Raw genomic sequence first — 24,377 nt, forward strand, 5'->3', positions numbered from 1 at the left:
CCGGTGCCATGGACAACACCAGTAACGACATCGGCCACGCGAACCCGTCCCTGTACGAGTCCGTGGGCGGCGCCCCCGCGGTGTCGGCCGTGGTCGACCTCTTCTACGACAAGGTCCTGGCGGACGACCTCCTGGCCCCCCACTTCGGCGACACGGACCTGCGCGCCCTCAAGGCCCACCAACGGGCCTTCATAGCAGCGGCCTTGAACGGCCCCGAGGCCTACAAGGGCCGCCCGCTGGACGAGGCTCACGCTCAACTCGCCCTGACGGAGGGCGACTTCCATCGCGTAGTGACACACCTGGCGTCCTCCTTGGCAGAGGCTGGAGTCGCCGACGACATGATCGCGGCGATCGCGGCCAGACTGACCCCGCTGAAACCCCAGATCGTGACGGCCGATTAGAGGCCCGCTCCAAGAACCTCCCGCAACGCCTTCACGAACCCCGTACTGACCGCCCGCCCCCGCACCGCGACCCGGATCCAGTCCCGCCCGAGCCCGGGGAACGTGTCCCCCCGCCGCACGGCGAACCCCACCCCGCGCAACCGCTCCCGCACACCATCCGCCCCCGGCACCTTCACCAGCACGAAGGGCCCCTCCGCAGGCTCGGCGACACGGACCCCGAACCCCGCCAACTCCCGCAGCAGCCCCACCAGATGAGCCCGGTCGTCGGCGAAGGAGGCCGCCGCGGCCGCCGCCTCGGCGACCCCACGCGCCGACACGCACGCCTGCGCCGCGACCAGCGCGGGCGACGACACCGGCCACAGCGGCCGCACCCGTTCGAGCGCGGCCACGATCTCCGGCGAAGCCAGGACGTACCCGACGCGCAGCCCGGCGAGCCCCCACGTCTTCGTCAGACTCCGCAGCACCACGAGGCCGGGCACGTCCGTCCGGCCCGCGAGCGACTCCCGCTCACCCGGCACCGCGTCCATGAACGCCTCGTCGACCACCAACACCCGCCCGGGCCCGGCGAGTTGCGCCACGACGTCGGCAGGATGCAGCACGGACGTCGGGTTCGTCGGGTTCCCCACGACCACCAGATCCGCATCGCCCGGCACCAGCGCGGGATCGAGCCGGAACCCGTCCTCCTCCCGCAACAGCACCCGGCCCACCGCGTGCCCGGCGTCCTCGAGCGCCGCCTCCGGCTCCGTGAACTGCGGATGCACGACCACCGGCCGCCGCACCCGCAGCGCCCGCGCGAGCAGCACGAACGCCTCCGCCGCCCCGGCCGTCAGCAGCACCCGCTCCACCGGCAGCCCGTGATGCGCCGCCACCGCGGCCCGCGCCGCCCGCCCGTCCGGATACGCGGCGAGCCCGTCGAGCGACCCGGCGATCTGCTCGCGGAGCCACTCCGGCGGCGTACCCGTGCGCACGTTCACCGCGAGGTCCGTCAACTTCTCGCCGTCGTCCCGGACTTCGGCGTCCCCGTGGTGCCGCAGATCGGGCCCGGCGGACGCGGACGCCACCACGGGCGGCAGAGCCGACCGCACCTCCACCTCCGGGTGCGCGGCGCCCCAGCCCTCGGCCTGCGCCGAGCACCGGTCGCAGTCCAGCGCCTCGTACGGCAGCACGACCACCCGCCGTGCGCCCAGCGCCGCACACCGGTCGAGCCCCGACGGCACGTCGGGCGCCGCCCCCGACACGAAGGCCGCCTCGACCGCGGCGTACCCGCTGCCCTCCCACAACAGCCGTGCCGCGGCGACGAGTTCGGCGTTGACCGCCGGGTCCGCCGAGCCGCGCCCCACGAGCAGCACCGTCACCCCGGCCCGGTCGAGGGGCGTGCGGGCGCCGCCGCCCAGGACGTCGTCGAGCCGCCGGTCGAGGGCGGCGAGCAGGGCCGGAGATGGCGTGTGCACGGGAGGAGCTCCTTGCGAAGGGCGTACGGGGCGAAGAGGCGGGGGGGCGCCTCCCGGCGTCGGCCGGGGAGGCATCGGACCCTACCCGGACCGTGCCACGGCGCAGGTCACCCGTCCGGCCCTGCCGTCCGCCCCCGCCGAGGTCCGCTTGGCCACCAGCAGTTCACCCCCGGCCGCGAGCGCGGCGGCCTCCGCGACCGACGGCGTACCCACCGCGTCGCGGGCCCGCTCGGACGGATGCGGCACCGGTACGGCGGCCAGGCACCCGGCGTCGTACGTCAACAGCGGCACCCCCAGCACTCCCGCGGCCCGCACGAGCCCGGGCTCGTGCCCCTTCGCGTCGACGGTCGCGAGCGCCACGAGGGCGTCAGGGCCTGCCCCCGCCTCGCCCAGGACGGCCCGCACGAGCCCGAGCACCTCGTCGGCGCCCACCCCCGCCCGGGCCCCGATGCCGACGACGACACGGCCGGGGTGAGCACCCCGGATGTGCGGCGAGGACGTCCCATGGGTTAGCAAAGGCGCATGGCGGTGTTCGTGGCGCTCGGCGCTTTTGTGATGACCCTGGTCGGCGGCTGGACCGCGAGGCGGGTCACCGACCGGCGCCATCTGGTGCTCGGGCTCGCCGGAGGCCTGATGCTCGGCGTGGTCGGCCTCGACCTGCTGCCGGAGGCGCTGGACGCGGCCGGCGGCGAGGTGTTCGGGGTGCCGGCCGCGCTGCTGCTCTTCGTCGCCGGGTTCCTCGCCGCGCACGTCCTGGAACACCTCCTCGCCCAGCGCCAGGCCGCCCACGGCGCCGACGAGCACGGATACGGCCGCGCCCCCGAGGTCGGACTCACCGCGGCCGGGGCCATGGTCGGGCACAGCATGATGGACGGCATCGCGATCGGCGCCGCGTTCCAGGTCGGCGGCGGCATGGGGCTCGCCGTGGCCCTCGCGGTCATCGCCCACGACTTCGCCGACGGCTTCAACACGTACACGATCACGCGCCTGTACGGGAACGCCCGCCGCAAGGCGATGATGATGCTGTTCGCCGACGCCGCGGCCCCGGTGGTGGGCGCCGCCTCGACGCTCCTGTTCACCATTCCGGAGCAACTGCTCGGCGGCTATCTCGGCTTCTTCGGCGGCGTGCTCCTCTACCTGGCCGCCGCCGAGATCCTGCCCGAGGCCCACCACGAACACCCCGCCCGCTCGACCCTGCTGTGCACGGTGGCGGGCGCGGCGTTCATCTGGCTCGTGGTGGGCATCGCGGGCTGAGCGGATCACCGGCACGGTCACCGGCACCGGTCGACCAGGCGCGCGGCGACGTCCGGCCGGGCCGCCCAGTGCGTGTGCAGATAACTGGCGTGCACGCCTTGCTGCACGAAGCCCTCGACGCGCGGCTGCGGCAGCCGCATGCCCCACGCCGGAGCGGGCCCCGCGCCCGGCTCCATCACGGTCCGGTGGAACTCGTGACCGCGCATCCGTGCCCCGGCCGGGGCGAGCACGCTGTCGCTGACGGCCACCGCCTCCCGGTAGCCGAGGGTGAGACGGCCCGACATCCGCGCGTCGGCGTCGAGCACCCCGCACATCTCCTGGCCGTCGAGGGAGCGGGACAGATAGAGCAGGCCCGCGCATTCGGCGGCGACGGGGGCGCCGCCGTGCGCCAGCGCGGCCACGTGCTTGCGGAGCCTGACGTTGGCCGACAGCTCGGCGGCGTACACCTCGGGGAAGCCGCCGCCGATCACGATGCCGGCGGTGCCCTCCGGCAGTTGTTCGTCGTGGAGGGGGTCGAAGGTGGCCACGTCCGCGCCCGCCGCGGTGAGCAGTTCCGCGTGCTCGGCGTAGGAGAAGGTGAAGGCGGCGCCCCCGGCGACGGCCACGACGGGCCGGTCGCCCGCAGGAGCGTGCGAGGGGGCGCTCCACCTCTCCGTATCGAGCGGCGGCGCCGTGCGGGCCAGCGCCAGCAGCCCCTCCAGGTCGCACCCCTCGCGCACCATCTCCGCCGCCGCCCGCACGGAATCGACGGCCCCGGCGCTCCGCTCGGCCACCGGCACCAGGCCCAAGTGCCGTGACGGCGTGGCCACTTGAGGTGCCCGGCGCAGGGCCCCGTACACCGGGACGCCGACCTCCTCCAGGGCCTCGCGCAGCAACTGCTCGTGCCGCTCGGAGCCGACCTTGTTGAGGATGACGCCCGCGAGCCGCACCTGGGGGTCGAACGACGCGAAGCCGTGGACCAGCGCGGCCACCGAACGCGACTGCGACGAGGCGTCGACGACGAGGACGACGGGCGCCTTGAGCAGCTTGGCGACGTGCGCTGTCGACGCCAGCTCGCCCTCGCCCGACACGCCGTCGAACAGGCCCATCACGCCTTCCACGACGGCGAGTTCGCAGCCGGCCGAGCCGTGTGCGAACAGCGGCGCCACCAGCTCAGGACCGCACATGTACGCGTCCAGGTTCCGCCCCGGGCGGCCGGTCGCCAGCGCGTGGTAGCCCGGGTCGATGTAGTCCGGGCCGACCTTGTGCGGCGACACGGCGAGGCCGCGCTCGGCGAACGCGGCCATCAGGCCGGTCGCCACGGTGGTCTTGCCCGAGCCGGACGCGGGCGCGGCGACCACCAGGCGGGGAACGGTCACTACCACTCGATACCCCGCTGGCCCTTCTGGCCCGTGTCCATCGGGTGCTTCACCTTCGACATGTCGGTCACCAGATCCGCGAACTCGACGAGTTTCTCCGGGGCGTTGCGCCCGGTGATGACAACGTGCTGGGTGCCGGGCCGGTCACGCAGCACCTGCACGACCTCCTCGACGTCGATCCAGCCCCAGTGCAGCGGGTACGCGAACTCGTCGAGCACGTACAGCTTGTACGTCTCGGCGGCCAGGTCCCGCTTGACCTGCTCCCAGCCCTCGCGCGCCTTCTCCTCATTGTCGGAGTTGTCGCCGTGGATGCCGCGCTGGACCCAGGACCAGCCCTCGCCCATCTTGTGCCAGGCGACGCTGCCGCCCTCGCCGGAGGCGCCGAGCACCTTGAGCGCGTTCTCCTCGCCGACCTTCCACTTCGCCGACTTGACGAACTGGAACACCCCGATCGGCCAGCCCTGGTTCCAGGCGCGCAGCGCGAGCCCGAACGCGGCCGTCGACTTGCCCTTGCCGACGCCCGTGTGCACGAACACCAGCGGTCGGTTGCGGCGCTGACGCGTCGTCAGTCCGTCGTCCGGTACGACACTCGGCTGTCCCTGCGGCATTAAGCGGCCCTCCTGCTGGTGTGCTGCATTCCCTGTACGTCCTTGACGAGCCCGGCGATCGCATCGGCCCGCAGTTCGTCCAACGTGACGGCACTGCCGCCCAGTTGGCCCGCCAGCCGGCCCGCGAGCCCGAGGCGCACCATGCCGCTCTCGCAGTCGACGACCACGGCGGCGGTGCCCTCGGCGGCGTGCAGCCCGGCCGCGCGCCCCGCCAGCTCGACGGGCTCGGGCCCGCCCGTCGCCCGGCCGTCCGTCACGACGACCATCAGCGGGCGACGGGCCGGATCCCGCAGCCGCTCCACGCGCAGCACCTCGTGCGCCTTGAGCAGCCCGGCGGCCAGCGGCGTGCGCCCGCCGGTCGGCAGCGACTCGAGCCGGGCCGCGGCCGCGTCCACGCTCGACGTCGGTGGCAGCGCCACCTCGGCTCCCGTGCCCCGGAAGGTGACCAGGCCGACCTTGTCGCGCCGCTGGTAGGCGTCGAGCAGCAGCGAAAGCACGGCGCCCTTCACGGCGCCCATGCGCTGCCGGGCCGCCATCGACCCCGAGGCGTCGACCACGAAGAGGACGAGGTTGCCCTCGCGCCCCTCCCGCGTCGCCTGCCGCAGGTCGTCCCGGCGTACGACGAGCCCGCGGCCACTGCGGCCACGCGCCCGCTGGTGCGGCGCAGCGGCCTGCACCGTCGCCGCCAGGTGCAGCTTCGTCAGGGCGCCCCGGGGCCGTCGCGCCCCCGTGGTCCGCCCGTGCTCGGTCCGCGCCCGGGACCGCCGGCCCGCCGCGCCCTCGCCCAGACCCGGGACGCTCAGCATCTTCGTACGGAAGGGCTCGCCGGCCGACACGGCCTGCTGCTCCCGGCCGCCACCGGACGCGGGCACCTCGGGGGGAGCGGCGTCGGGGGACTCCTCCGGCGCGCCGTCCTGCGGGGCGGGCCCGTCCTGGGGCGGCAGCCCGCCGCCGTCGGGGCCACCACCGTCGGGACCGTCGCCGTCCGGATCCGGATCCGGGTCCTCGTCGGGCCCGAACTCGTCCAGCGTCTCGTCGAGCCTGTCCTCGTCAAGTCCCGGCGCGTCGAAGGGATTTCGGCGCCGCCGGTGCGGAAGCGCGAGGAGCGCCGCCTGCCGTACGTCCTCCGCGAGCACCTCGGTGCGCCCCGCCCACGCGGCGAGCGCCGTCGCGGTGCGGGCCATCACGATGTCCGCGCGCATCCCGTCCACCTCGAACGCGGCACAGGTCGCGGCGATCTGCGTCAACGGCCCGTCGCCGAGCCGCACGTGGGGCAGCAGGGCCCGCGCGGCGACGATCCGCTCGCGCACGTCGCGCTCCTCGTCGGCCCACTGCGCCGTGAACCCCTCGGGATCGTCGTCGTACGCGAGCCGCCGCTTGACGACCTGCACGCGCTGCTCCGGCTCCCGGGACGCGGCGACCTCGACGGTGAGCCCGAACCGGTCGAGCAACTGCGGCCGCAGTTCGCCCTCTTCGGGGTTCATCGTCCCGACGAGGAGGAAGCGCGCGGCGTGCCGTACGGAGACGCCTTCGCGCTCCACGTACGAGGCGCCCATGGCGGCGGCGTCGAGCAGCAGGTCCACGAGGTGGTCGTGGAGCAGGTTGACCTCGTCGACGTACAGGATCCCGCGGTGCGCGTCGGCGAGCAGCCCCGGCTCGAAGGCCTTCACGCCCTCGGCGAGCGCCCGCTCGATGTCCAGGGCCCCGACGAGCCGGTCCTCGGACGCGCCGACCGGCAACTCGACCATGCGGGCGGCCCGTTGAACCCCGGGGCCGACCTCGTGCGGCCCGTCCGGGCACTGCGGATCGGGCGCTCCCGGAGCGCACGAGAACCGACACCCGGCGACCACGTCCACGTCCGGCAACAACGCCGAAAGAGCCCGCACGGCAGTGGACTTGGCGGTCCCCTTCTCGCCGCGCACGAGCACACCGCCGACGGCGGGCGACACGGCGTTGAGCAGAAGGGCGAGCCGCAGATCGTCCTGACCGACGACGGCCGTGAACGGATAGGGGGTGGCCATCAGGCGTCATCCTCCGTTGAGTTGGGGCGCCCCGTCAGGGGCGCGGAGCTGTGTCGACGTGCGGCGCCGCCGCGGGGGCGGCGTCCAGGACCGGCGCTCACGACGGCGCCCCGGGAGGAACGAACGGCAGCCCCACCGGCGCCCCGCCCTCGATCAACCGCCACAACGCCTCCGTGTCCGCGTACCGCTCCACCAGATCCCCGAGCCGGTCCAACTGCTCCTCCCGCAACGCCGCGAACGACGTGTCGGGCGCGGGCACGAACCGCCGCCCGGCATCCCGCGCGACCTCCCGGAGGAACGCCCGCCGAAACCCGTCCGACTCCAACGACCCGTGCCAGTGCGTTCCCCACACGGCCCCGACCCGGCACCCGTCCAGGAAGGCTTCCCCACCGAGCACCTCCGCGACGCCGTGATGGATCTCGTATCCCTCGACGTACTCGCCGAGCGCCGACCCCACCGGCCTGGCCAGCGTCTTGTCGACCGCGAACCGTACGCGTACGGGCAGCAGCCCGAGCCCGTCCACGACACCGGACCGCGACTCGACCTCGTCCTCGATGCGTTCGCCGAGGACCTGGAACCCGCCGCAGATCCCGAGCACCGGACGCCCCTCGGCGGCCCGCCGCGCCAGCGCGTCGGCGAGGCCGCGCTCGCGCAGCCACTCCAGCGCCTTCACGGTCCCGCGCGTCCCCGGCACGACCACCAGGTCCGCGTCCACCAGCTCCTCGGCGCGGTCCACGAAGCGCACCACGACACCCGGCTCGGCGGCCAGCGCGTCGACGTCGGTGAAGTTCGACATCAGCGGCACCGCGCACACGGCGACCCGCAGCACGTCCTGTCCGACGGGCGGCGCGACCACGGACTCCCGGACGGCGCCCCGCAGCGAGACCCGGAGCCCGTCCTCCTCGTCGATGCCGAGGCCGTGCTGGTAGGGGAGTACGCCGTAAGTGGCCCTCCCCGTAAGGGACTTCAGCATGTCGAGCCCGGGCTCCAGCAGGCTCACGTCGCCCCGGAACTTGTTGACCAGATATCCGGCGAGCAGCTGCTGGTCCTCCGGCGCCAGCAGAGCGGTCGTACCGAAGAACGAGGCGAAGACTCCACCCCGGTCGATGTCGCCGACCACGAGCACCGGCAGCCGCGCGGCCCGCGCGATCCCCATGTTCACGATGTCGGTACGCCGCAGATTGATCTCGGCGGGCGAACCGGCGCCCTCGCAGATCACCGCGTCATGACTCGACCGCAGCTCCTCCAGGCACCCCACGACGGTGTCGAGCAGCGCCCCCTGCCGCGCCCCGTGGTAGCCCCGCGCGCTCATCTCGCCCACGGGCTTTCCCATGAGCACGACCTGGCTGCTGCGGTCGCTGCCGGGCTTGAGCAGCACCGGGTTCATCAGCGCGCTCGGCTCGACGCGCGCGGCCCCCGCCTGCATGGCCTGCGCCCGCCCGATCTCGGCGCCGTCCCGCGTCACGAACGAGTTGAGGGACATGTTCTGCCCCTTGAACGGCGCGACCTTCACGCCCTGCCGCACCAGCCACCGGCAGATCCCGGCGGTGACGACGCTCTTGCCCGCGTCGGAGGTGGTCCCCGCGACGAGGAGCCCGCCGTTCTTCATCGCCTTCATCGCCTTCATCGACGACTCCACAGCAACCGCCCGCCCACACAGACTCCCAAGGCCAACACACTCACCCGCCGCGACAGCCGCGCGGCCCGTTCGACGTCCCCGACCCGCACCGCTCGCCCGTCGGCGTTGAGCCGGGGCCGGTGCTCGACCCGTCCCGCGTACGACAACGTGCCCCCGAGCCGGACTCCGAGGGCCCCCGCGAAGGAGGCCTCGACGACCCCGGCGTTGGGACTCGGATGGCGCCGCGCGTCCGCCCGCCAGGCCCGCGCGGCCGCGCGCGGACGGCCGCCCGCCAGCACGGCGAGCGCACCGGTGAGCCGCGCGCCCGGCCACCCGGCGACGTCGTCGAGCCGCGCCGAGGCCCAGCCGTACCGGCGGTACCTCGGCGACCTGTGCCCGACCATCGCGTCGAGCGTGTTCACGGCCCGGAAGGCGAGCAGCCCCGGCACCCCGGCCACGGCCCCCCACACCAGGGCGCCCACCACCGCGTCGGAGGTGTTCTCGGCGACGGACTCGACGACGCCCCGCGCGATCCCGTCGGCGTCGAGGCCCTGCGGATCGCGCCCGCACAGCCGCGGCAGCAACTCCCGGGCCAGCTCGACGTCCCCGGCCTCCAGGGCGGACCCGACGGCCCGCGCCTCCCGGCCCAGCGAGGTGCCGCCGACGACGGCCCAGGTGGCAACGGCGGTCAGCGCGACAGAGGCGGCGGCTGACCTGCGTACGGCATGAGCGGCGGCCGCGCCGAGAGCGGCGGCTCCACCGGCACACACCACGGTGTGCACGGCGCCCCAGCCGCGGTGGTCGCGCCACAGGACCCGCTCCACGGCACCGGCGGCCCGGCCGAATCCGGCGACGGGGTGCCCGCGGCGGGGATCACCGAACAGGGAGTCGGCGAGCAGACCGGCGGCGGCACCGAGGGCGAACGACCGCCCGGTCCGCACCGTGCCGCGCAGGGCGCACATGGCGGTAGTTGTCCTCACTCAGGGTGTCCACGCCCTGGTTCGACGAGACCGGCAGCGAGAGTTCCTGGCTCGCCCTCCCGAGGGGGGGCTCACAGTGGCGGGACCGCGCCGGATTCGCACCGGCTTCCTCGGACTGCTGCCGTATATGGCGAGGGAAGTCCACCACGCTGCGCGAAGGTGCGTCAACTTGCTGTTGACCTGGGGCGGGGGAGTGTGGGCAGGTCCACACGCGGCGCGAAAAGCCTTGCGGGCCCGGACCGTTGGAGGTCCGGGCCCGCAAGGGACGTACACACGCGACGCGTCAGGCCACGATCAGGAAGATCCCGTACGCCACGGCCGCCGCGCACAGCGCGAAGCACAGGTAGGCACCCGAGACGGCGACCGTCGCCGAGCCGCCCTTCTGCGCCGCGGACTCCCGCTTGGAGAGACCCACGATGCCGAGGGTGAACAGGCCCACGAGGGCCACGGTGACCACGAGGCTGACCCCGAAGACGGAGCCGAGAGCCGCCCAGTCGATCTTCATAGCTGGTCCTGCTTCCTTACAGCGTGGCGCCGGCGGGGCGCACGGGGTCGGTCGCGGCCGGGGCCGGAGCGGGGATCGTCACCGGCGGCGGGCTGACCGCGGCGATGGCCGTGGTCACGACGCCCGCGGGCTCCTCGACGGGGGCCGGGCCGGAGGCGCGGATCTCGTCGTCCGTGACGTTCGTGTGGTCGATGGAGTCGCGGCGCGACAGCTTCCAGATGATGCCCGAGCCGATCACCAGCAGCGCGGCGGTCAGGCCGACGCCCCACGGACCCTGCTTGGTGAGGAACTCGGCGCCCGCGCCGACCAGCCCTGCGGCCGGCAGGGTCAGGCCCCACGCGATGAACATCCGGGTCGCGGTCGACCAGCGGACGACACCGCCCTTGCGGCCGAGGCCCGAGCCCATCACGGCGCCGGAGCAGACCTGGGTGGTGGAGAGGGAGAAGCCGATGTGCGAGGAGGCGAGGATCGCCGTCGCGGCGGACGTCTGCGCGGCGAAGCCCTGCTGCGGCGCCAGGTCGGTCAGGCCCTTGCCCATGGTGCGGATGATGCGCCAGCCGCCCAGGTACGTGCCCATCGCGATGGCCAGACCGGCGGAGACGATGACCCACATCGGCGGGTTGGCGCCGTGGTCGAGGACGCCGCCGGTGATCAGGGCGAGGGTGATGATGCCCATCGTCTTCTGCGCGTCGTTCGTGCCGTGCGCGAGCGAGACGAGGCCGGCGGAGGCGATCTGCCCGGCGCGGTAGCCCTTGGCGGTCGCCTTCTGGTCGGTCTTCTTGCTGATGCGGTAGGTGAGGCGCGTGGCCAGCATCGCGGCGAGACCGGCGACGATCGGTGCGGCGACCGCGGGAAGCAGCACCTTGGTGACGACGGTGCCGCCGTTCACGGACGACCAGCCCATCGACATGACCGCGGCGCCGATGAGGCCGCCGAACAGGGCGTGCGAGGAGCTGGACGGCAGGCCGACCAGCCAGGTCAGCAGGTTCCAGAGGATGGCGCCGACGAGCGCCGCGAAGATGACCTCTGTCTTGAGGCCGTCCTCGTTGATGATCCCGCCGGAGATGGTCTTGGCGACCTCGACCGAGAGGAACGCTCCGACCAGGTTCAGCACGGCGGACATGGCCACCGCCGTCTTCGGCTTGAGGGCGCCGGTCGAGATGGTCGTCGCCATCGCGTTGGCGGTGTCGTGGAAACCGTTGGTGAAGTCAAAGACCAGCGCGGTAACGATCACGATCGCGAGGAGCAGCGTGATGTGTTCCATTTACCCAGGCTTCGTTCGGACGTCAGTGGCACGATGAACGTAGGCAATGTGGGTGAACGGAAGATGAACTGGGCAGGGCGCAGCGGTGACCGGAACCGGAGTGCCGTCGCTCCGCTCGGTGCGGGGCGGCGGCACCGATTCCGGATCGGGCGCCGAGTGACCCCGCGACAACCCCGGAATCATGGGTTCCGCAGGACCTTCGGCCCCCGTCCCGCTACCCCCTGGCGAACCTCTTCAACTGGGTGGTCGAGCCGTTGAAGAGATTCTGGTCACCCGGCAGGCGGCCGCTGTTGTCGTACTGCCAGAACGTCCAGTAGTTCCACCCGGCGGGCAGCGCCCCGGCGCTCTCGTCGAAGCGGGCGAGCCACAGGGCGTGGTTGGCGGCGAACGCCGGGCTGTTGCCGGTGCAGGTCTTCCACCAGTGGAGGTTGGTGTAGATCACCGGACGCCGCCCGGTCCTGCGCCTGATCTCGTTGCTGAAGGACGTGATCCACGAGACCATCTTCGACTTGCTCAGGCCGTAGCAGGCCGCGCCGTACGGGTTGTATTCGATGTCGAGCGCGGGCGGCAGCGTCCAGCCGTCCCGGGTCCAGCCCCCGCCGTTGCGCACGAAGTACGAGGCCTGGGTCCTGCCCGACGTCTTGTTGGGCAGCGCGAAGTGATAGGCGCCCCGGATGATGCCGGCCCTGCGGGCGCCCTTGTACTGCTGGGTGAAGTAGGGGTTCTTGTAGGTCGTGGACTCGGTCGCCTTCACATAGACGAACCGGGCCCCTTTGCTCTTTGCCCTCGACCAGTTGACGTTCTTCTGGTGCGACGAGACGTCGTGCCCTTTGGGCCTGGCCGCGGCTTGTGCGGGCAGCTCGGCGAGTGCGGTTCCCCCCAAGGTCAGCGCGGCCACCGAAGTCGCCGCGAGTACGCGGGCACGGCGACGGGACGGTTTGTGATCACGAGCCATGTTTCCCCCCGGATGGCGACGTGCATGACAAATCTCCCAGAGGCTACTGGAAGATCCCCTCTTGCCCGTCGAAGCCAAGCCAATCGCTGTCAGAGGGGGATCTATGCCCATATGTAGGCTTCCGGACGCCCCGCGTCCGCACTAGCCTGACCCGGCCGCGACCCCCGCCCCCGGCCGCCGGAGCGGCTGGCAGGATGCGCGCCATGACGGAACTGGAGCAGGCCTGGGAAGAGCTGGTGGCGACGGCCCGCCGGACGGTGTCCGACGGACTGGTCGTGGGGACCTCCGGCAATGTCTCCGTACGGGTGGGGGAGGGGCCGCGGAGCACGGTTCTGGTCACCCCGAGCGGCGTCCCGTACGACCGGCTCGGGCCGCGCGACATCGTCGCCGTCGACCTCGAGGGCGACCAGCACACGGGCACGCTCGTTCCCACCAGCGAACTGCCCATGCACCTGGCGATCTACCGGCGCACCGACGCCCGCGCCGTCGTGCACACGCACGCCGTGCACGCCACCGCCGTCTCCACGCTCGTGCCGGAGCTGCCACCCGTCCACTACATGACGGCGGCCCTCGGCGGCATCGTCCGCGTCGCCCCCTACGCCACGTACGGCACCGAAGAGTTGGCCGAGAACATGCTCGCGGCACTGACCGGGCGCACAGGTTGTCTGCTGCAGAACCACGGGACCATCACATACGGGGACACGCTCGACCGTGCCTACGACCGCACCGCGCAGCTGGAGTGGATGTGCCGGCTGTGGCTCACCGCCCACTCCGTCCCCGGCCGCACCCCCTCCCTCCTGAGCGACGGGCAGCTGCGTGAGGTGGAAGAGCGCCTTCGGGGGTACGGGCAGGGGCATGGGAACGCGTAGCAGTCGCCGCACACCGAAAACTCCGCGAGTTCTGTCCCGGCCGTCACGGAAGTCACCCCTGTTCACCGTCCCGCTGGCCGCGGCGCGCCCGGCCCCCGACACTGGACGAGTGCGTACCGCCAAAGCGACGGCCGCTGCCGTCACCGCCGTGCTAGGAGCCTCCGCCGCCGCGATCGCCGCGGGCCGCCTGGCCAGCGACGCCGCGCTCAAGGCGCCCGCGGGACGCCCCCTGCCCACCGAACCGAGACTCACCGTGCACGCCACGGCCGCGGGCCAGATCACCCTCACCCGCGACCTGGCCTCCCAGCGCCCCGGCACGTACGGGCTCGCGGGCGACGGCTACCACGCCGTCGTCGGGCCCGTGATCGAGTCGGCGCCGCACGCCGCGGACACCGTCGTACGCCGCCTGGAGCGCGTCACCCACGGCACGCTCGAACCCGGCATGCACGCCTGGCTGACCCCGCAGGTGCACATCGGCGACCCCAAGTCCGCGCTCGGCCTCGACCACGCCGACATCGACGTGCCCGGCGAACTCGGCGCCCTGCCCGCCTGGTTCCTGCCCGGCGCCCGCGACACCTGGGTCATCACCGTGCACGGCCTCGGCACCACCCGCGAACACCCCATGAACCTCATGGAGTTCCTGCACCACCACCGGTTCCCGGTGCTCGACCTCGCCTACCGCGGCGACCTCGGCGCACCCCGCTCCCCGGACGGCCTGAGCCACCTCGGCGAGACGGAGTGGCGCGACCTGGACGCCGCGATCCGCTACGCCGTGCGCTACGGCGCCCGGCACGTCATCGTGCACGGCTTCTCCACCGGCGCCGCCATGGCCCTGCACGCCGCCGCGCACTCCCCGCTGCGCGAGCGCATCCGGGGCCTGGTCCTCGACTCCCCGGTGCTCTCCTGGGAGGCGACGCTGCGCGCCCTCGCCGGCGCCCGGCGCACACCCGGTGCCCTGCTCCCGCTCGCGGTCCGGGCCGCGCAGGGCCGCACCGGTCTGAGCGGCGACAGCCTCTCCGCCGCCGCGGAGCCCGGCGCCCTCAAGGTCCCCACGCTGATCCTGCACGGTCCCGACGACGAGGTCGCCCCCTGGGCGCTCTCCCGTCAACTGGCCGCCCAGCGGCCGGACCTGGTGACCCTGCACACGGTTGACGACGCCCCGCACAACGCGATGTGGAACGTGGACCCGAAGGGCTACGAAGAGGCGCTCAGGCGCTTCCTCACCCCCCTCATGTGACGCGCCGCGGAGTCTCCTTCGGGCTCCCGGCGAACCACAAGCCGAACACCGAACAGAAGCTCCCGTTTGGGAATTCGCGGGGTCACCCTGGACACTGCTCCAGTGACGTCCCGTACCCCGCGCGACTCCAGGCTCCGACTTGTCCGCCCGCGCCGCCAGCCCCTGGCCGCCGCCGCCCCGCGCGCAGCAGCCCGCCGCCCTGCGCCGCGCCCCCCGGAGGGCACCCCGCCCCCCGCCGAACTCGCCCGCACGGCCCGGCAGGGCCTGGCCGCCGCCGTCCGCGTGGCGCGCTGGGCGGACGCCACGCTCAGCCCCGGCAACGACACGGCCACGCGCGACGGCCTCGGCACCCTCTCGGACGACACCGCCCGCCGCGCCGCCGACGACCTGGGGCTCACCCCCGAACAGGTCCGCGCCGACTGGGACACCGCGCGCCTCGCCGGACTCGTCGAGGTGCACGGCGACAGCGCACGCCCCGGCTGGCGCCTGCGCGTCTGGGACCGCGACGACACCGCCGTGCTGCGCGGCTGGGTCGCCCTGTTCGACGCCTGGTCGCTCGTCCACCCGGCGCCGGACACCCTGGAACCCGCCGCGGTCGCCGAAGTCGTCGAGGCCGTCCCGCAGTTGCTCTCCTTCTGCCAGCTGATGGCGGGCCCGGTCGCGGCCGCCCAGCTCCTCGACCTCCTCGACCAGCGCGTCCTCGAACTGCGCACCGAGCGCTGCGAGATCCCCTACGGGCCGCAGCCCGAGCCGGTCCCGCCGGAGGACACCCCGCTCCTGCCGCTGCTCGACTGGGCCCTCGCGGGCCTCGCCTCCGTCGGCGCGCTCACCTGTGCCGACGGGCACGCCACCCTTACCCCGCTGGGCAGTTGGGCGGTCTGGGTCAAGCTGGAGCAGATCTGCGTCGCCGCCCAGTCCCCGGCCGGGAACATCGAGGTCGCCGCCGAGGACATGCTGCGCGGCTGCGCCCGGCTCCGGCCGAACGCGGCGCGCGCCGAGTACCGCGCCTGGCTCGCCGCCCGCGACGTCGGCAGCGCGATCACCGAACTCCTGGACGCCGCCCGGGGCGAGGACGCCCTGCTGCGCGGCCTCGCCTTCGAAGCGCTGCGCGTCGTCGGCGCCCCCGCCGAGCCCGAGGTGCGCCGCGCCGCAGACCAGCCGGCCCTGCGCGCCTACGCCCTGCTGTGGCTCGCCGAGTACGAGGGCGCCGACCCCGAGGACGTGCACACCGTGCTCACCCGCGAGGAGGCCACGTGGCTGTGGGTCGACACGGCCGCGGCCGTCGCCGACCACGGCGAAGCCCCCCTGCTCGTACGGCACTTGGAGTCCGCGGTACAGCCCACCGTGCCCGCGCTCCTCGAAGAGGTCCGGGCCGTGGGGCATCCGCGCACCGTCCAGGTCCTCGTCGCGCTCGCGGCCGCGCACCCCGACCCGGCACTCGCCAAGGCCGTGCGCCGCGCGGCCTTCCAGGTCCACACCGGCGGGGCGTGAAGCAGCCTCAGCGGAACGTGTTGCACTGCGCCATGTCGCCGGTGCGGTACCCCTGGTAGAACCACTGCTGCCGCTGCTGCGCCGAGCCGTGCGTCCAGGACTCGGGGGTGACCCGGCCCTGGAACTTCTCCTGGATCCGGTCGTCGCCGACGGCCGCGGCCGCGTCCAGGCCGTCCCTGATGTCCGCGTCGGTCAGGCTCGTGATGAGCGGCCTGCCGGTCGACTCGTCCGGCGTCGTCGTCGCGTGGTGCGCCCACACGCCCGCGTAGCAGTCGGCCTGCAGCTCGACCCGCACCGCGTTGCTGTTCTGCCCCGTGCGCCCGTCCTGCGACTTCTTCAGCGTGCCCAGCAGGTTCTGCACGTGGTGCCCGTACTCGTGCGCCACGACGTAGGCCTGCGCGAACGGCCCGCCGCTCGAACCGAACTTGGTCCGCAGCTCGTTGAAGAACCCCAGGTCCAGATAGACCTTCTGGTCGCCGGGGCAGTAGAACGGGCCGACCGCCGAGGTGGCCCGGCCGCACGCCGTGGTCACCTGGTTGGTGAAGAACACGGTGGACGCGGGCCGGTACGTGCCCTGCCGGCGCGGGAACTCCTGGCGCCAGAAGTCCTGCACGCTGTTGACCACGGCGACGATCCGGCAGTCCTCCTTGGCGTTCGCGTCCGATCCCGTACGGCACTGCTGCTGCACCTGCGCCGCACTGGACACCGTCGTCGCGGGCGCCCCGGTGTCGCTGGAGGAGAGCCCGAACTCGTTCGTGCCGAAGAAGAGCCCGAAGAACAGGGCGATCAGCCCGGCCAGGCCGCCGCCGATCGTCGCCTTGCCGCCGGGGATCCGGCTGCCGCGTACGTCCTGGACCTCGGAGGTGTCCAGATTGGCGTCGTCGTCGAACTGCATGCCCACCGCCCTCTCGCAGGGATTCGCACCTCTCATCCTGTTACGCCCCTTGCGGTCGGGGCCTGATCCGGCGGCCGAACGGGGGACGCCCGCCGCCGCACCCGCCGTGTCGTCACCGCCGCACGAACCCGTCCGCCGCGCCCGCCGCTACGCTCTGCGCCTGATTCCCGGCCGACAGTGCACAGACAGTGAACAAGAGTGAACAAGGGGGCACGGTGGCGGTCGTTCCGCTCGACCTGACGACAGAAACAGCAGCCCCCCTACGGGAAAGCGCATGCCCGCTGCGTACCCCGCAGCCCGCGCCCCGCCGCCGCCCCCGCGCCGCGCTCGTCCTGCCGCTGCTCGCCGCCCTGCTGGCACTGCCGCTGGCCACCGCCGCCCACCACGTACGCCCCGCCCCTTACGGGGACCACCTCGCGCGCGTGGCCGCACGTACCGGCGGGCCCGCGCCCCTGCTGAGGACCTCGGCCGGGGCCGTGGAGGCGTACGACACCACGGTGCGCTGGCGCCACACCCGTACGGGACAGCGCCCGCTCGCCGTCCTCGCCGCCCCCGGACACGCCTTCGCCCTGTGGAGCGACGGCATGGTCACCGACACCGCACGCGCGGACGGCCGTGCCGTGCGCTGGCACCGGGCGGTCCCGGACGCCGGACCCTGGCTGCGCACGGCGGGCTCCCGCGGCGGCGCCGGAGTCCTGCAGCCCCTCGACCCCGCGGGCCGGATGCTCGCCGTCGTCACGCCGCGGCGCATCGCCGCTTACCGCACCGAGGACGGCGACCTGCGCTGGGTGCTGCCCGCGCGCGCGGGCTGTGCCTTCGAACCGGCCGCCCACGTACGACGCGGCACCGCACTGCTGATCGCCCAGCCCTGCACCGACGGCACCGACGGCACCGACGGCACCGACGACGAGGTCGCGTGGAGCGAGCGGATCGTGGCCGTCGACAGCCTCGGCCGGATCGCCCCGCGGCGCACGCCCCTGGGCAACGAGATGCCCGGCCGCGCGCGGCCCGAAGGCGCGGGAAAAGAGCTTGCATCCCACCGTTAAACTGGCTCGTATGACCTTCCTTCTCTGGGTGCATTAGCGGCGCCGACCGGCCCTCGCCCTGTCAATCCAGCCGTTGATAATTCCTGGAGCTTCCCCGTGATCACCGCATCCGGTATCGAACTGCGCGCCGGCGCCCGCATCCTCATCGAGAACGCCACGTTCCGCGTCGCCAAGGGCGACCGCATCGGACTCGTCGGCCGCAACGGCGCGGGCAAGACGACCCTCACCAAGTGCCTGGCCGGTGAGGGCATCCCGGCCGGCGGCACCATCTCCCGCTCCGGCGAGGTCGGCTACCTGCCGCAGGACCCGCGCACCGGCGACCTCGACGTCCTGGCCCGCGACCGCATCCTGTCCGCCCGCGGCCTGGACACCCTGATGCGCAAGATGCGGGAGAACGAGCAGCGCATCGCGACCGGCTCGGGCGCCACCCAGGCCAAGGCGCTCAAGCAGTACGAGCGCCAGGAGACCGAGTTCCTCACCAAGGGCGGGTACGCCGCGGAGGCCGAGGCCGCCACCATCGCGGCCGCGCTCAACCTCCCCGACCGCGTCCTCGGCCAGCCCCTGCACACCCTCTCCGGTGGTCAGCGCCGCCGCATCGAGCTCGCCCGCATCCTTTTCTCGGACGCGGACACCCTGCTCCTCGACGAGCCCACGAACCACCTGGACGCGGACTCGATCGTCTGGCTGCGCGACTACCTGAAGACGTACAGCGGCGGCTTCATCGTGATCTCCCACGACGTCGACCTCGTCGAGACGGTCGTCAACAAGGTCTTCTACCTGGACGCGAACCGCTCGCAGATCGACGTCTACAACATGGGCTGGAAGCTCTACCAGCAGCAGCGCGAGGCCGACGAGAAGCGCCGCAAGCGCGAGCGGCAGAACGCCGAGAAGAAGGCCGCCTCGCTGAACGCGCAGGCCGACAAGATGCGCGCCAAGGCCACCAAGACGGTCGCCGCGCAGAACATGGCCAAGCGCGCCGACAAGCTCCTCGCGGGCCTCGAGGCCGTGCGCCAGAGCGACAAGGTCGCCAAGCTGCGCTTCCCCGAGCCCGCCCCCTGCGGCAAGACGCCGCTGATGGCCGAGGGCCTGTCGAAGTCGTACGGCTCGCTGGAGATCTTCACCGACGTCGACCTGGCCATCGACAAGGGCTCCCGCGTCGTCATCCTCGGTCTGAACGGCGCGGGCAAGACGACGCTGCTGCGCCTCCTCGCGGGCACCGAGAAGCCCGACACCGGCGAGGTCGTCGAGGGCCACGGCCTCAAGCTCGGCTACTACGCGCAGGAGCACGAGACCCTCGACCCCGAGCGCTCGGTCCTGGAGAACATGCGCTCGTCGGCCCCCGACCTCGACCTCGTAGAGGTCCGCAAGGTGCTCGGCTCGTTCCTGTTCTCCGGCGACGACGTCGACAAGCCCGCCGGGGTCCTGTCCGGCGGCGAGAAGACGCGCCTGGCCCTCGCCACGCTCGTCGTCTCGGCGGCGAACGTGCTGCTCCTCGACGAGCCCACGAACAACCTCGACCCGGCCAGCCGTGAGGAGATCCTCGGCGCGCTGCGCACGTACAAGGGCGCCGTCGTCCTCGTCACGCACGACGAGGGCGCCGTCGAGGCGCTCCAGCCGGAGCGGATCATCCTGCTCCCGGACGGCGTCGAGGACCTGTGGGGTCAGGGTTACGCGGATCTCGTGGCCCTCGCGTAAGGACCGTCGCGGGCGTCAGCACTGCTTGATCGAATGGCTGATCCACTCCGTATGGATCATTCGGCCGATCCGTGATCCTTCATCTGAGTGAGATCGCCTCGTACCGGGGTGTGTCCTACACGGATTTTGCGCCGACCCGGGCCATGGAGCCCTTGGGGCGCCTGGGCAGTCGCTGACCTGGCGGTTTTTCGGTACGAGTGGTTCCGGGTGTCCCGAAAGGGGTCCGGAACCTCGAATTCCACTCGTGTGGATCGCCTTCCGGCACGGAATTGCGCGCCTATAGACCTTGCCGAATGGGTGGCCAGGAAGCCCGCAAGGGGTGATCATGGGAAATCCAGAGCGCACTTCCCATGAGGAGGCACGGGTGGCCGAGACTCTGAAGAAGGGCAGCCGGGTGACCGGCGCCGCGCGCGACAAGCTCGCGGCAGACCTGAAGAAGAAGTACGACTCCGGTGCGAGCATCCGAGCGCTGGCCGAGGAGACCGGCCGCTCGTATGGCTTCGTGCACCGGATGCTCAGCGAGTCCGGGGTCACGCTGCGAGGTCGCGGCGGGGCCACGCGAGGCAAGAACAAGGCCGCGGCAGGCTGACGCGGTCGGCCCGCTCCCCGCGGGCCGCAGCACGGTTCGTTCGGCTCACTGGTTCCTTCGGTGACCACCCGGTCGGTCGCGTGACCGACCGGGTGGTTACTGTGCAGTCACTTACGAAGTGCTCGACTGCGCAGACCCGGAGGTCCAGATGACCACGCCCGCACCGCTGCTCGACAAGGACGGCGTCCGGCTCACCGTCGACGACGCGATCGCCACGGTGACCCTGACCAACCCGGACAAGCGCAACGCCCAAAGTCCCGCTCTGTGGCGGGCGTTGACCGAGGCCGGGCGGTCCCTGCCGGGTTCCGTGCGGGTGGTCGTGGTGCGCGGCGAGGGCAAGTCCTTCTCCGCGGGCCTGGACCGTCAGGCGTTCACGCCCGAGGGTTTCGACGGCGAGCCGTCCTTCATCGACATGGCACGCGGCAGCGAGGAGTTCCTGGACTCCACGATCGCCGAGTACCAGGAGGCCTTCACCTGGCTGCGGCGCAGCGACATCCTGTCCGTCGCCGCGGTCCAGGGGCATGCGATCGGTGCGGGGTTCCAGCTCGCCCTCGCCTGTGACCTGCGCGTCGTCGCCGACGACGTGCAGTTCGCCATGCGCGAGACCAGCCTCGGACTCGTCCCCGACCTCACCGGCACGCATCCCCTCGTCTCCCTCGTCGGCTACGCGCGTGCGCTCGAGATCTGTGTCACCGGGCGCTACGTCCACGCCGAGGAGGCCGTCGCGAGCGGCCTCGCCAACGTCGCCGTGGCCGCGGACCAGGTCGACGCGACGACCCACGACCTGGTCGCCGCGCTCCTCGCCGCGCCCCGGGACGCCGTGATCGAGACCAAGGCGCTGCTGCAGGGCGTCTCCGGGCGCTCGCAGCAGGAGCAGTACGTCGCGGAGCGGGCCGCACAGGGGCGCCGGCTGCGCGATCTGGCGGGCCTCGGCGACTAGGCCGGACACCGGTCTTAGGCCTTAGGGCCGCCCCGATGTACTGGTGACCAGTACGGAGACCGTGGGGTCGTCCGGGAGTGCGGTGGCCACCGCCTCGCGGACGACCCCCGTCACGTCCAGGGCCCGATGCCCAGGACCCACCGCCAGCTCCACCCGCACATGACGCCGGGGGAGCGCCCCCGCACCCGCCCGCTCCTCGATGTGGATCGCGCGGCCGATGCCGCCGAGGACGCCGGTCAGGCGGGAGACCCCGGGGACGGACAGAGCCGCCCGGGCGACACGGCCCTCGTCACCCGTCAGGGTGGACTCCTGCTCCTCCTGCTCCTCCGGCTCGGGCCGCTCCGGGGCCGCCTCCGGGTCGGGGGCCTCGTCAAGGAGCGCCGTCACCTGCAGGTCCACCTCCGTCACGAGCAGCCCGAGCCGGTCGGCGGCCGCCTGCGAGAGCGCCGCTCTGAGCCGCGCCGCCGCCACCGGCAACGGCTCGTCCACCGTCGCCGCACACTCCGCCTCGATGCGCAGCGGCCCGGCCGGCAGCGCGCTCGGCGGGGCCGGGACCGTGGACTCGTACGTCCCCTCGGGATCGGCCGGGCCCAGGCGCAGCGCACCCAGGCGCACCCCGCGGTCCCCGGCCACCGCCCGCCGCAGCGCGTCCTGCGCCGCCGGCTCCACGATCCACGCCCCGTCACCCGGCCCGCCCAGCGGCAGCACCCTGCCGACCCCGAGCTGCTGACGCACCGCCTGTGCCCATCGGTCCACTGTCATTGCCCCAGGCTGCCCCATCCCGGGCGCGGCTTCGGGTAACCGCCCCTAATGTGGGCAAAAGAAAGCAGCACCCCACCGAGATCGCACCTGAGATCGCACCTCTATAGAGGGGACGGCCCGATGAGCGACACCGCGCAGAAGCCGGGCGAGACGCCCGCGGCCCCCGCGGGCAAGACCAACGTGACCAAGCGGGGCGGCGGCGACCCCGCCACCCGCGGACGGACCACCATCGCCGACGGCGTCGTCGAGAAGATCGCCGGTCTCGCGGCGCGCGACGTGGCCGGCGTCCATGCGATGGGCAGCGGCCTGTCCCGTACGTTCGGCGCGGTCCGCGACCGGGTGCCCGGCGGGTCGAAGTCCGTGTCGCGCGGCGTGAAGGCCGAGGTCGGAGAGGTACAGACGGCGCTCGATCTGGAGATCGTCGTCGAGTACGGCGTGTCGATCGCGGACACCGCGCGCGACGTGCGGGAGAACGTCATCGCGGCCGTGGAGCGCATGACCGGGCTCGAGGTCGTCGAGGTGAACATCGCCGTCAGCGACGTGAAGCTGCCGGACGAGGAGGACGAAGAGCCGGAGTCACGGCTCCAATGACGTCCGGGTCCGCAACGAGGGCACGTAGGAGGAGCGCACGATGAATCTGGCCGTGATCGGCATGATCGCCGGCATGGCTCTGGGGTTCGCCGGATACTTCGGCGGTTTCGGGGCCTTCCTACTGGTGGCGGCGCTCGGCGCCATCGGCTTCGTCGCCGGGCGGTTCCTCGAGGGGGACCTGGAACCCGGCGAGTTCTTCCGTACGCGCGGCGACCGGCGGCGGTGACCCGTGGCGGCACAGGTCGCGCCGGCCGAGCGCGGCGCGACCCGGATCGCCGACCGGGTCGTCGCGAAGATCGCCGCGTACGCGGCACGTGAGGCACTGGACGCGGTTCCGGACGAGGGAGCGCCCCCGCACGCCACGGTCACCGTGTACCACGACACCGCCCGGGTCCGGATCAGCCTGGAGCTCGACTACCCGGCGGACATCGGCGCCCAGTGCGGTGCCGTGCGTCGCCAAGTCGCCGAGCGGGTAAGGGCGTTGGCGGGAATGGAAGTGCCGGAGGTGGCCGTCCAGGTGGAGCGGCTGCACTCGGCGCAGACGCGCGGTACGGACCGGGGGAGGATCCGGTGAGCGACCCCACGCAAGCGCTGCCCGTCGTCGAGCGGGCCGGGGGCGACCTCGGCGACCAGTCGGCGTCCGCGGCGTCCTACGCGGCGCACCCCACCCTGGAGGGCGAGGAGAGACCGGGCCGCTTCTGGTCGGCCCGCCGCGTCCCGGCGGCGCTCGCCTCCCTGGTGCTGCTCGGCGGCGTCGGTGTGCTGCTGTACGACATCGCGGCCGTACGTTCGGGACGCCCGGCCATGCACTGGCGGCGCAGCCTCGCCCGGGAGCTGGCCGAGCGGCGCCTGGACGACACCGCCGTCCTGGTCGGCGCGGGCCTCGCCGTCGCCCTCGGCCTCTGGCTGATCGTGCTCGCGGCGACCCCGGGCCTGCGCGGCCTGCTGCCGATGCGGCGCACCCACGCCGACGTCCGCGCGGGCCTGCACCGGGACGCCGCCGCGATGGTGCTGCGCGACCGGGCCATGGAGGTGTCGGGCGTGCAGTCCGTCCGCGTACGGATGAAGCGGGCCAAGGTGGAGGTGCGGGCGGTCTCGCACTTCCGTGAACTCGACGACGTACGGGCCGACTTGGACGCCTCGCTCGCCGACGGCATCAGGGAGCTGGGGCTCGGCGCCGCGCCCGCGCTCTCGGTGCACGTGGCGCGCCCCGGCCGGAAGGGATGAGCGGCGTGATCGGAACCGTGAACCGGATCGTGCTCGGACTGCTCGGCCTCGTCCTCGTGGTCGGCGGCGGCTCGGTGCTCGCCGTCGGCCTCGGGGTGAAGCCCCCGTCCTGGTGGATCCACGACGGGAAACGGGACGTCCTGCTCAGCGTCGCGGACCGCAACCGCTGGCGCGACGACGGCTGGTGGTGGCCGACGGTCATCGCCGTGCTCGGCGCCGTCGTGCTGCTCGCGCTGTGGTGGCTGGTGGCGCAGCTGCGGCGGCACCGCCTCACCGAGGTGCTCGTCGACACCGGCGACGGCGAGGGCGCGCTGCTGCGTGGCCGCGCGCTGGAGGGCGTGCTCGTCAGCGCCGCCGAGGCGCTCGACGGAGTGGAGCGCGCCGGTGTCGCCCTGACCGGCCGCCGCTCCACCCCCCGGGCCCGCGTCGGCCTCACCCTGGAACCCCACGCCGCCCCCGGCGAGGCCCTGCACCTGCTCAGCGAGGAGTCGCTGGCCCAGGCGAGGGACTCGGCGGGCCTGGCGAGCCTCCCGGCGGAGGTCCGGCTGCGGGCGGTCAAGCACCGTGCGGAGAGGGTGAGTTGAGACATTCAAGCCCGTCCGGCGTTTGAGGACGAGCCC

The 24,377-nt window shown here is 73.2% G+C and carries 26 protein-coding genes and 1 riboswitch; of the genes, 14 read left to right on the forward strand and 12 right to left on the reverse strand.

What is annotated here, in order from left to right:
- Window positions 1-8 precede the first annotated feature (8 nt).
- Window positions 9-401, forward strand: coding sequence for a group 1 truncated hemoglobin (locus ACIBUY_RS37485; protein WP_365570818.1), 393 nt, complete (start codon window positions 9-11; stop codon window positions 399-401).
- On the opposite strand, the gene cobC is transcribed toward ACIBUY_RS37485, so the two are convergent.
- Window positions 398-1,927 carry an Rv2231c family pyridoxal phosphate-dependent protein CobC gene (gene cobC, locus ACIBUY_RS37490; RefSeq protein ID WP_399155030.1) on the reverse strand — a complete coding sequence of 510 codons (1,530 nt, stop codon included), beginning with the start codon at window positions 1,925-1,927 and terminating at the stop codon, window positions 398-400. The genes ACIBUY_RS37485 and cobC overlap by 4 nt on opposite strands.
- Window positions 1,928-1,933: 6 nt before the next feature.
- Window positions 1,934-2,368: a cobalamin biosynthesis protein gene (locus ACIBUY_RS37495; protein ID WP_365570815.1), complete on the reverse strand. Its 435-nt coding sequence runs from the start codon at window positions 2,366-2,368 to the stop codon at window positions 1,934-1,936.
- 6 nt (window positions 2,369-2,374) lie between these two features.
- On the opposite strand from ACIBUY_RS37495, the gene ACIBUY_RS37500 reads away from it, so the two are divergent.
- Window positions 2,375-3,106 (forward strand): ZIP family metal transporter, encoded by a 732-nt coding sequence (locus tag ACIBUY_RS37500; protein ID WP_365570812.1) that lies wholly within the window; start codon window positions 2,375-2,377, stop codon window positions 3,104-3,106.
- A 17-nt stretch (window positions 3,107-3,123) separates the two neighbouring features.
- On the opposite strand, the gene ACIBUY_RS37505 is transcribed toward ACIBUY_RS37500, so the two are convergent.
- The 8 genes from ACIBUY_RS37505 to ACIBUY_RS37540 all read right to left on the reverse strand — a co-directional run bounded on the left by ACIBUY_RS37505 (window position 3,124) and on the right by ACIBUY_RS37540 (window position 12,415).
- Complete coding sequence (locus tag ACIBUY_RS37505; RefSeq protein WP_399155031.1) at window positions 3,124-4,464, reverse strand: cobyrinate a,c-diamide synthase; 1,341 nt, start codon at window positions 4,462-4,464, stop codon at window positions 3,124-3,126.
- On the reverse strand, window positions 4,464-5,072 hold the full coding sequence (gene cobO / locus ACIBUY_RS37510; protein ID WP_365570806.1) for a cob(I)yrinic acid a,c-diamide adenosyltransferase: 609 nt from the start codon (window positions 5,070-5,072) through the stop codon (window positions 4,464-4,466). Before cobO ends, ACIBUY_RS37505 begins: the two co-directional genes overlap by 1 nt.
- Window positions 5,072-7,093, reverse strand: a complete 2,022-nt coding sequence (locus tag ACIBUY_RS37515; protein ID WP_399155032.1) for a putative cobaltochelatase — start codon at window positions 7,091-7,093, stop codon at window positions 5,072-5,074. The genes cobO and ACIBUY_RS37515 overlap by 1 nt, the downstream gene beginning before the upstream one ends.
- 97 nt (window positions 7,094-7,190) lie before the next feature.
- A complete protein-coding gene (locus tag ACIBUY_RS37520; protein ID WP_399155051.1) occupies window positions 7,191-8,702 on the reverse strand; it encodes a cobyric acid synthase in 1,512 nt (503 codons plus the stop codon).
- Between the two features lie 14 nt (window positions 8,703-8,716).
- The gene (locus ACIBUY_RS37525; RefSeq protein ID WP_399155052.1) at window positions 8,717-9,652 is read right to left on the reverse strand and encodes a cobalamin biosynthesis protein; all 936 of its coding nucleotides are present in this window, start codon (window positions 9,650-9,652) and stop codon (window positions 8,717-8,719) included.
- A 79-nt stretch (window positions 9,653-9,731) separates the two neighbouring features.
- A riboswitch (cobalamin riboswitch) is annotated at window positions 9,732-9,803 on the reverse strand.
- Window positions 9,804-9,974: 171 nt separating this feature from the next.
- Window positions 9,975-10,196 (reverse strand): hypothetical protein, encoded by a 222-nt coding sequence (locus ACIBUY_RS37530; protein ID WP_365570801.1) that lies wholly within the window; start codon window positions 10,194-10,196, stop codon window positions 9,975-9,977.
- Window positions 10,197-10,212: 16 nt separating this feature from the next.
- On the reverse strand, window positions 10,213-11,460 hold the full coding sequence (locus ACIBUY_RS37535) for an inorganic phosphate transporter (protein WP_365570798.1): 1,248 nt from the start codon (window positions 11,458-11,460) through the stop codon (window positions 10,213-10,215).
- A 214-nt stretch (window positions 11,461-11,674) separates the two neighbouring features.
- A complete protein-coding gene (locus tag ACIBUY_RS37540; RefSeq protein ID WP_399155033.1) occupies window positions 11,675-12,415 on the reverse strand; it encodes a lysozyme in 741 nt (246 codons plus the stop codon).
- 203 nt (window positions 12,416-12,618) lie between these two features.
- On the opposite strand from ACIBUY_RS37540, the gene ACIBUY_RS37545 reads away from it, so the two are divergent.
- The 3 genes from ACIBUY_RS37545 (at window position 12,619) to ACIBUY_RS37555 (ending at window position 16,012) form a co-directional block, all read left to right on the forward strand.
- Window positions 12,619-13,284, forward strand: coding sequence for a class II aldolase/adducin family protein (locus tag ACIBUY_RS37545; protein WP_399155034.1), 666 nt, complete (start codon window positions 12,619-12,621; stop codon window positions 13,282-13,284).
- Window positions 13,285-13,393: 109 nt separating this feature from the next.
- A complete protein-coding gene (locus ACIBUY_RS37550) occupies window positions 13,394-14,521 on the forward strand; it encodes an alpha/beta hydrolase (RefSeq protein ID WP_365570789.1) in 1,128 nt (375 codons plus the stop codon).
- A gap of 102 nt (window positions 14,522-14,623) precedes the next feature.
- The gene (locus tag ACIBUY_RS37555) at window positions 14,624-16,012 is read left to right on the forward strand and encodes a hypothetical protein (protein ID WP_399155035.1); all 1,389 of its coding nucleotides are present in this window, start codon (window positions 14,624-14,626) and stop codon (window positions 16,010-16,012) included.
- Between the two features lie 7 nt (window positions 16,013-16,019).
- On the opposite strand, the gene ACIBUY_RS37560 is transcribed toward ACIBUY_RS37555, so the two are convergent.
- Window positions 16,020-16,907 carry a neutral zinc metallopeptidase gene (locus tag ACIBUY_RS37560; protein WP_399155036.1) on the reverse strand — a complete coding sequence of 296 codons (888 nt, stop codon included), beginning with the start codon at window positions 16,905-16,907 and terminating at the stop codon, window positions 16,020-16,022.
- A gap of 215 nt (window positions 16,908-17,122) precedes the next feature.
- Here ACIBUY_RS37560 and ACIBUY_RS37565 point away from each other — a divergent pair, with 215 nt between their 5' ends.
- The 4 genes from ACIBUY_RS37565 to ACIBUY_RS37580 all read left to right on the forward strand — a co-directional run bounded on the left by ACIBUY_RS37565 (window position 17,123) and on the right by ACIBUY_RS37580 (window position 21,177).
- Complete coding sequence (locus tag ACIBUY_RS37565) at window positions 17,123-17,953, forward strand: hypothetical protein (RefSeq protein WP_399155037.1); 831 nt, start codon at window positions 17,123-17,125, stop codon at window positions 17,951-17,953.
- 96 nt (window positions 17,954-18,049) lie between these two features.
- Window positions 18,050-19,648, forward strand: a complete 1,599-nt coding sequence (abc-f, locus tag ACIBUY_RS37570; protein ID WP_365570779.1) for a ribosomal protection-like ABC-F family protein — start codon at window positions 18,050-18,052, stop codon at window positions 19,646-19,648.
- A 364-nt stretch (window positions 19,649-20,012) separates the two neighbouring features.
- On the forward strand, window positions 20,013-20,237 hold the full coding sequence (locus tag ACIBUY_RS37575; RefSeq protein WP_365570776.1) for a helix-turn-helix domain-containing protein: 225 nt from the start codon (window positions 20,013-20,015) through the stop codon (window positions 20,235-20,237).
- 148 nt (window positions 20,238-20,385) lie between these two features.
- Window positions 20,386-21,177: an enoyl-CoA hydratase/isomerase family protein gene (locus ACIBUY_RS37580; protein WP_399155038.1), complete on the forward strand. Its 792-nt coding sequence runs from the start codon at window positions 20,386-20,388 to the stop codon at window positions 21,175-21,177.
- Between the two features lie 21 nt (window positions 21,178-21,198).
- On the opposite strand, the gene ACIBUY_RS37585 is transcribed toward ACIBUY_RS37580, so the two are convergent.
- Complete coding sequence (locus ACIBUY_RS37585) at window positions 21,199-21,939, reverse strand: nucleopolyhedrovirus P10 family protein (RefSeq protein ID WP_399155039.1); 741 nt, start codon at window positions 21,937-21,939, stop codon at window positions 21,199-21,201.
- Between the two features lie 120 nt (window positions 21,940-22,059).
- Here ACIBUY_RS37585 and ACIBUY_RS37590 point away from each other — a divergent pair, with 120 nt between their 5' ends.
- The 5 genes from ACIBUY_RS37590 to amaP are packed head-to-tail and all read left to right on the forward strand — an operon-like array spanning window position 22,060 to window position 24,341.
- Window positions 22,060-22,530, forward strand: a complete 471-nt coding sequence (locus ACIBUY_RS37590) for an Asp23/Gls24 family envelope stress response protein (protein WP_365570767.1) — start codon at window positions 22,060-22,062, stop codon at window positions 22,528-22,530.
- Between the two features lie 40 nt (window positions 22,531-22,570).
- Complete coding sequence (locus ACIBUY_RS37595) at window positions 22,571-22,756, forward strand: hypothetical protein (RefSeq protein WP_127830364.1); 186 nt, start codon at window positions 22,571-22,573, stop codon at window positions 22,754-22,756.
- A gap of 3 nt (window positions 22,757-22,759) precedes the next feature.
- The gene (locus ACIBUY_RS37600) at window positions 22,760-23,104 is read left to right on the forward strand and encodes an iron-sulfur cluster assembly protein (RefSeq protein ID WP_365570764.1); all 345 of its coding nucleotides are present in this window, start codon (window positions 22,760-22,762) and stop codon (window positions 23,102-23,104) included.
- Window positions 23,101-23,757 (forward strand): DUF6286 domain-containing protein, encoded by a 657-nt coding sequence (locus ACIBUY_RS37605; RefSeq protein ID WP_399155040.1) that lies wholly within the window; start codon window positions 23,101-23,103, stop codon window positions 23,755-23,757. The genes ACIBUY_RS37600 and ACIBUY_RS37605 overlap by 4 nt, the downstream gene beginning before the upstream one ends.
- Window positions 23,754-24,341 carry an alkaline shock response membrane anchor protein AmaP gene (gene amaP / locus ACIBUY_RS37610; protein ID WP_399155041.1) on the forward strand — a complete coding sequence of 196 codons (588 nt, stop codon included), beginning with the start codon at window positions 23,754-23,756 and terminating at the stop codon, window positions 24,339-24,341. The genes ACIBUY_RS37605 and amaP overlap by 4 nt, the downstream gene beginning before the upstream one ends.
- The last annotated feature ends 36 nt before the right edge of the window (window positions 24,342-24,377 follow it).

The sequence above is a fragment of the Streptomyces sp. NPDC050085 genome (genome assembly GCF_044460595.1).
Taxonomy (GTDB): domain Bacteria; phylum Actinomycetota; class Actinomycetes; order Streptomycetales; family Streptomycetaceae; genus Streptomyces.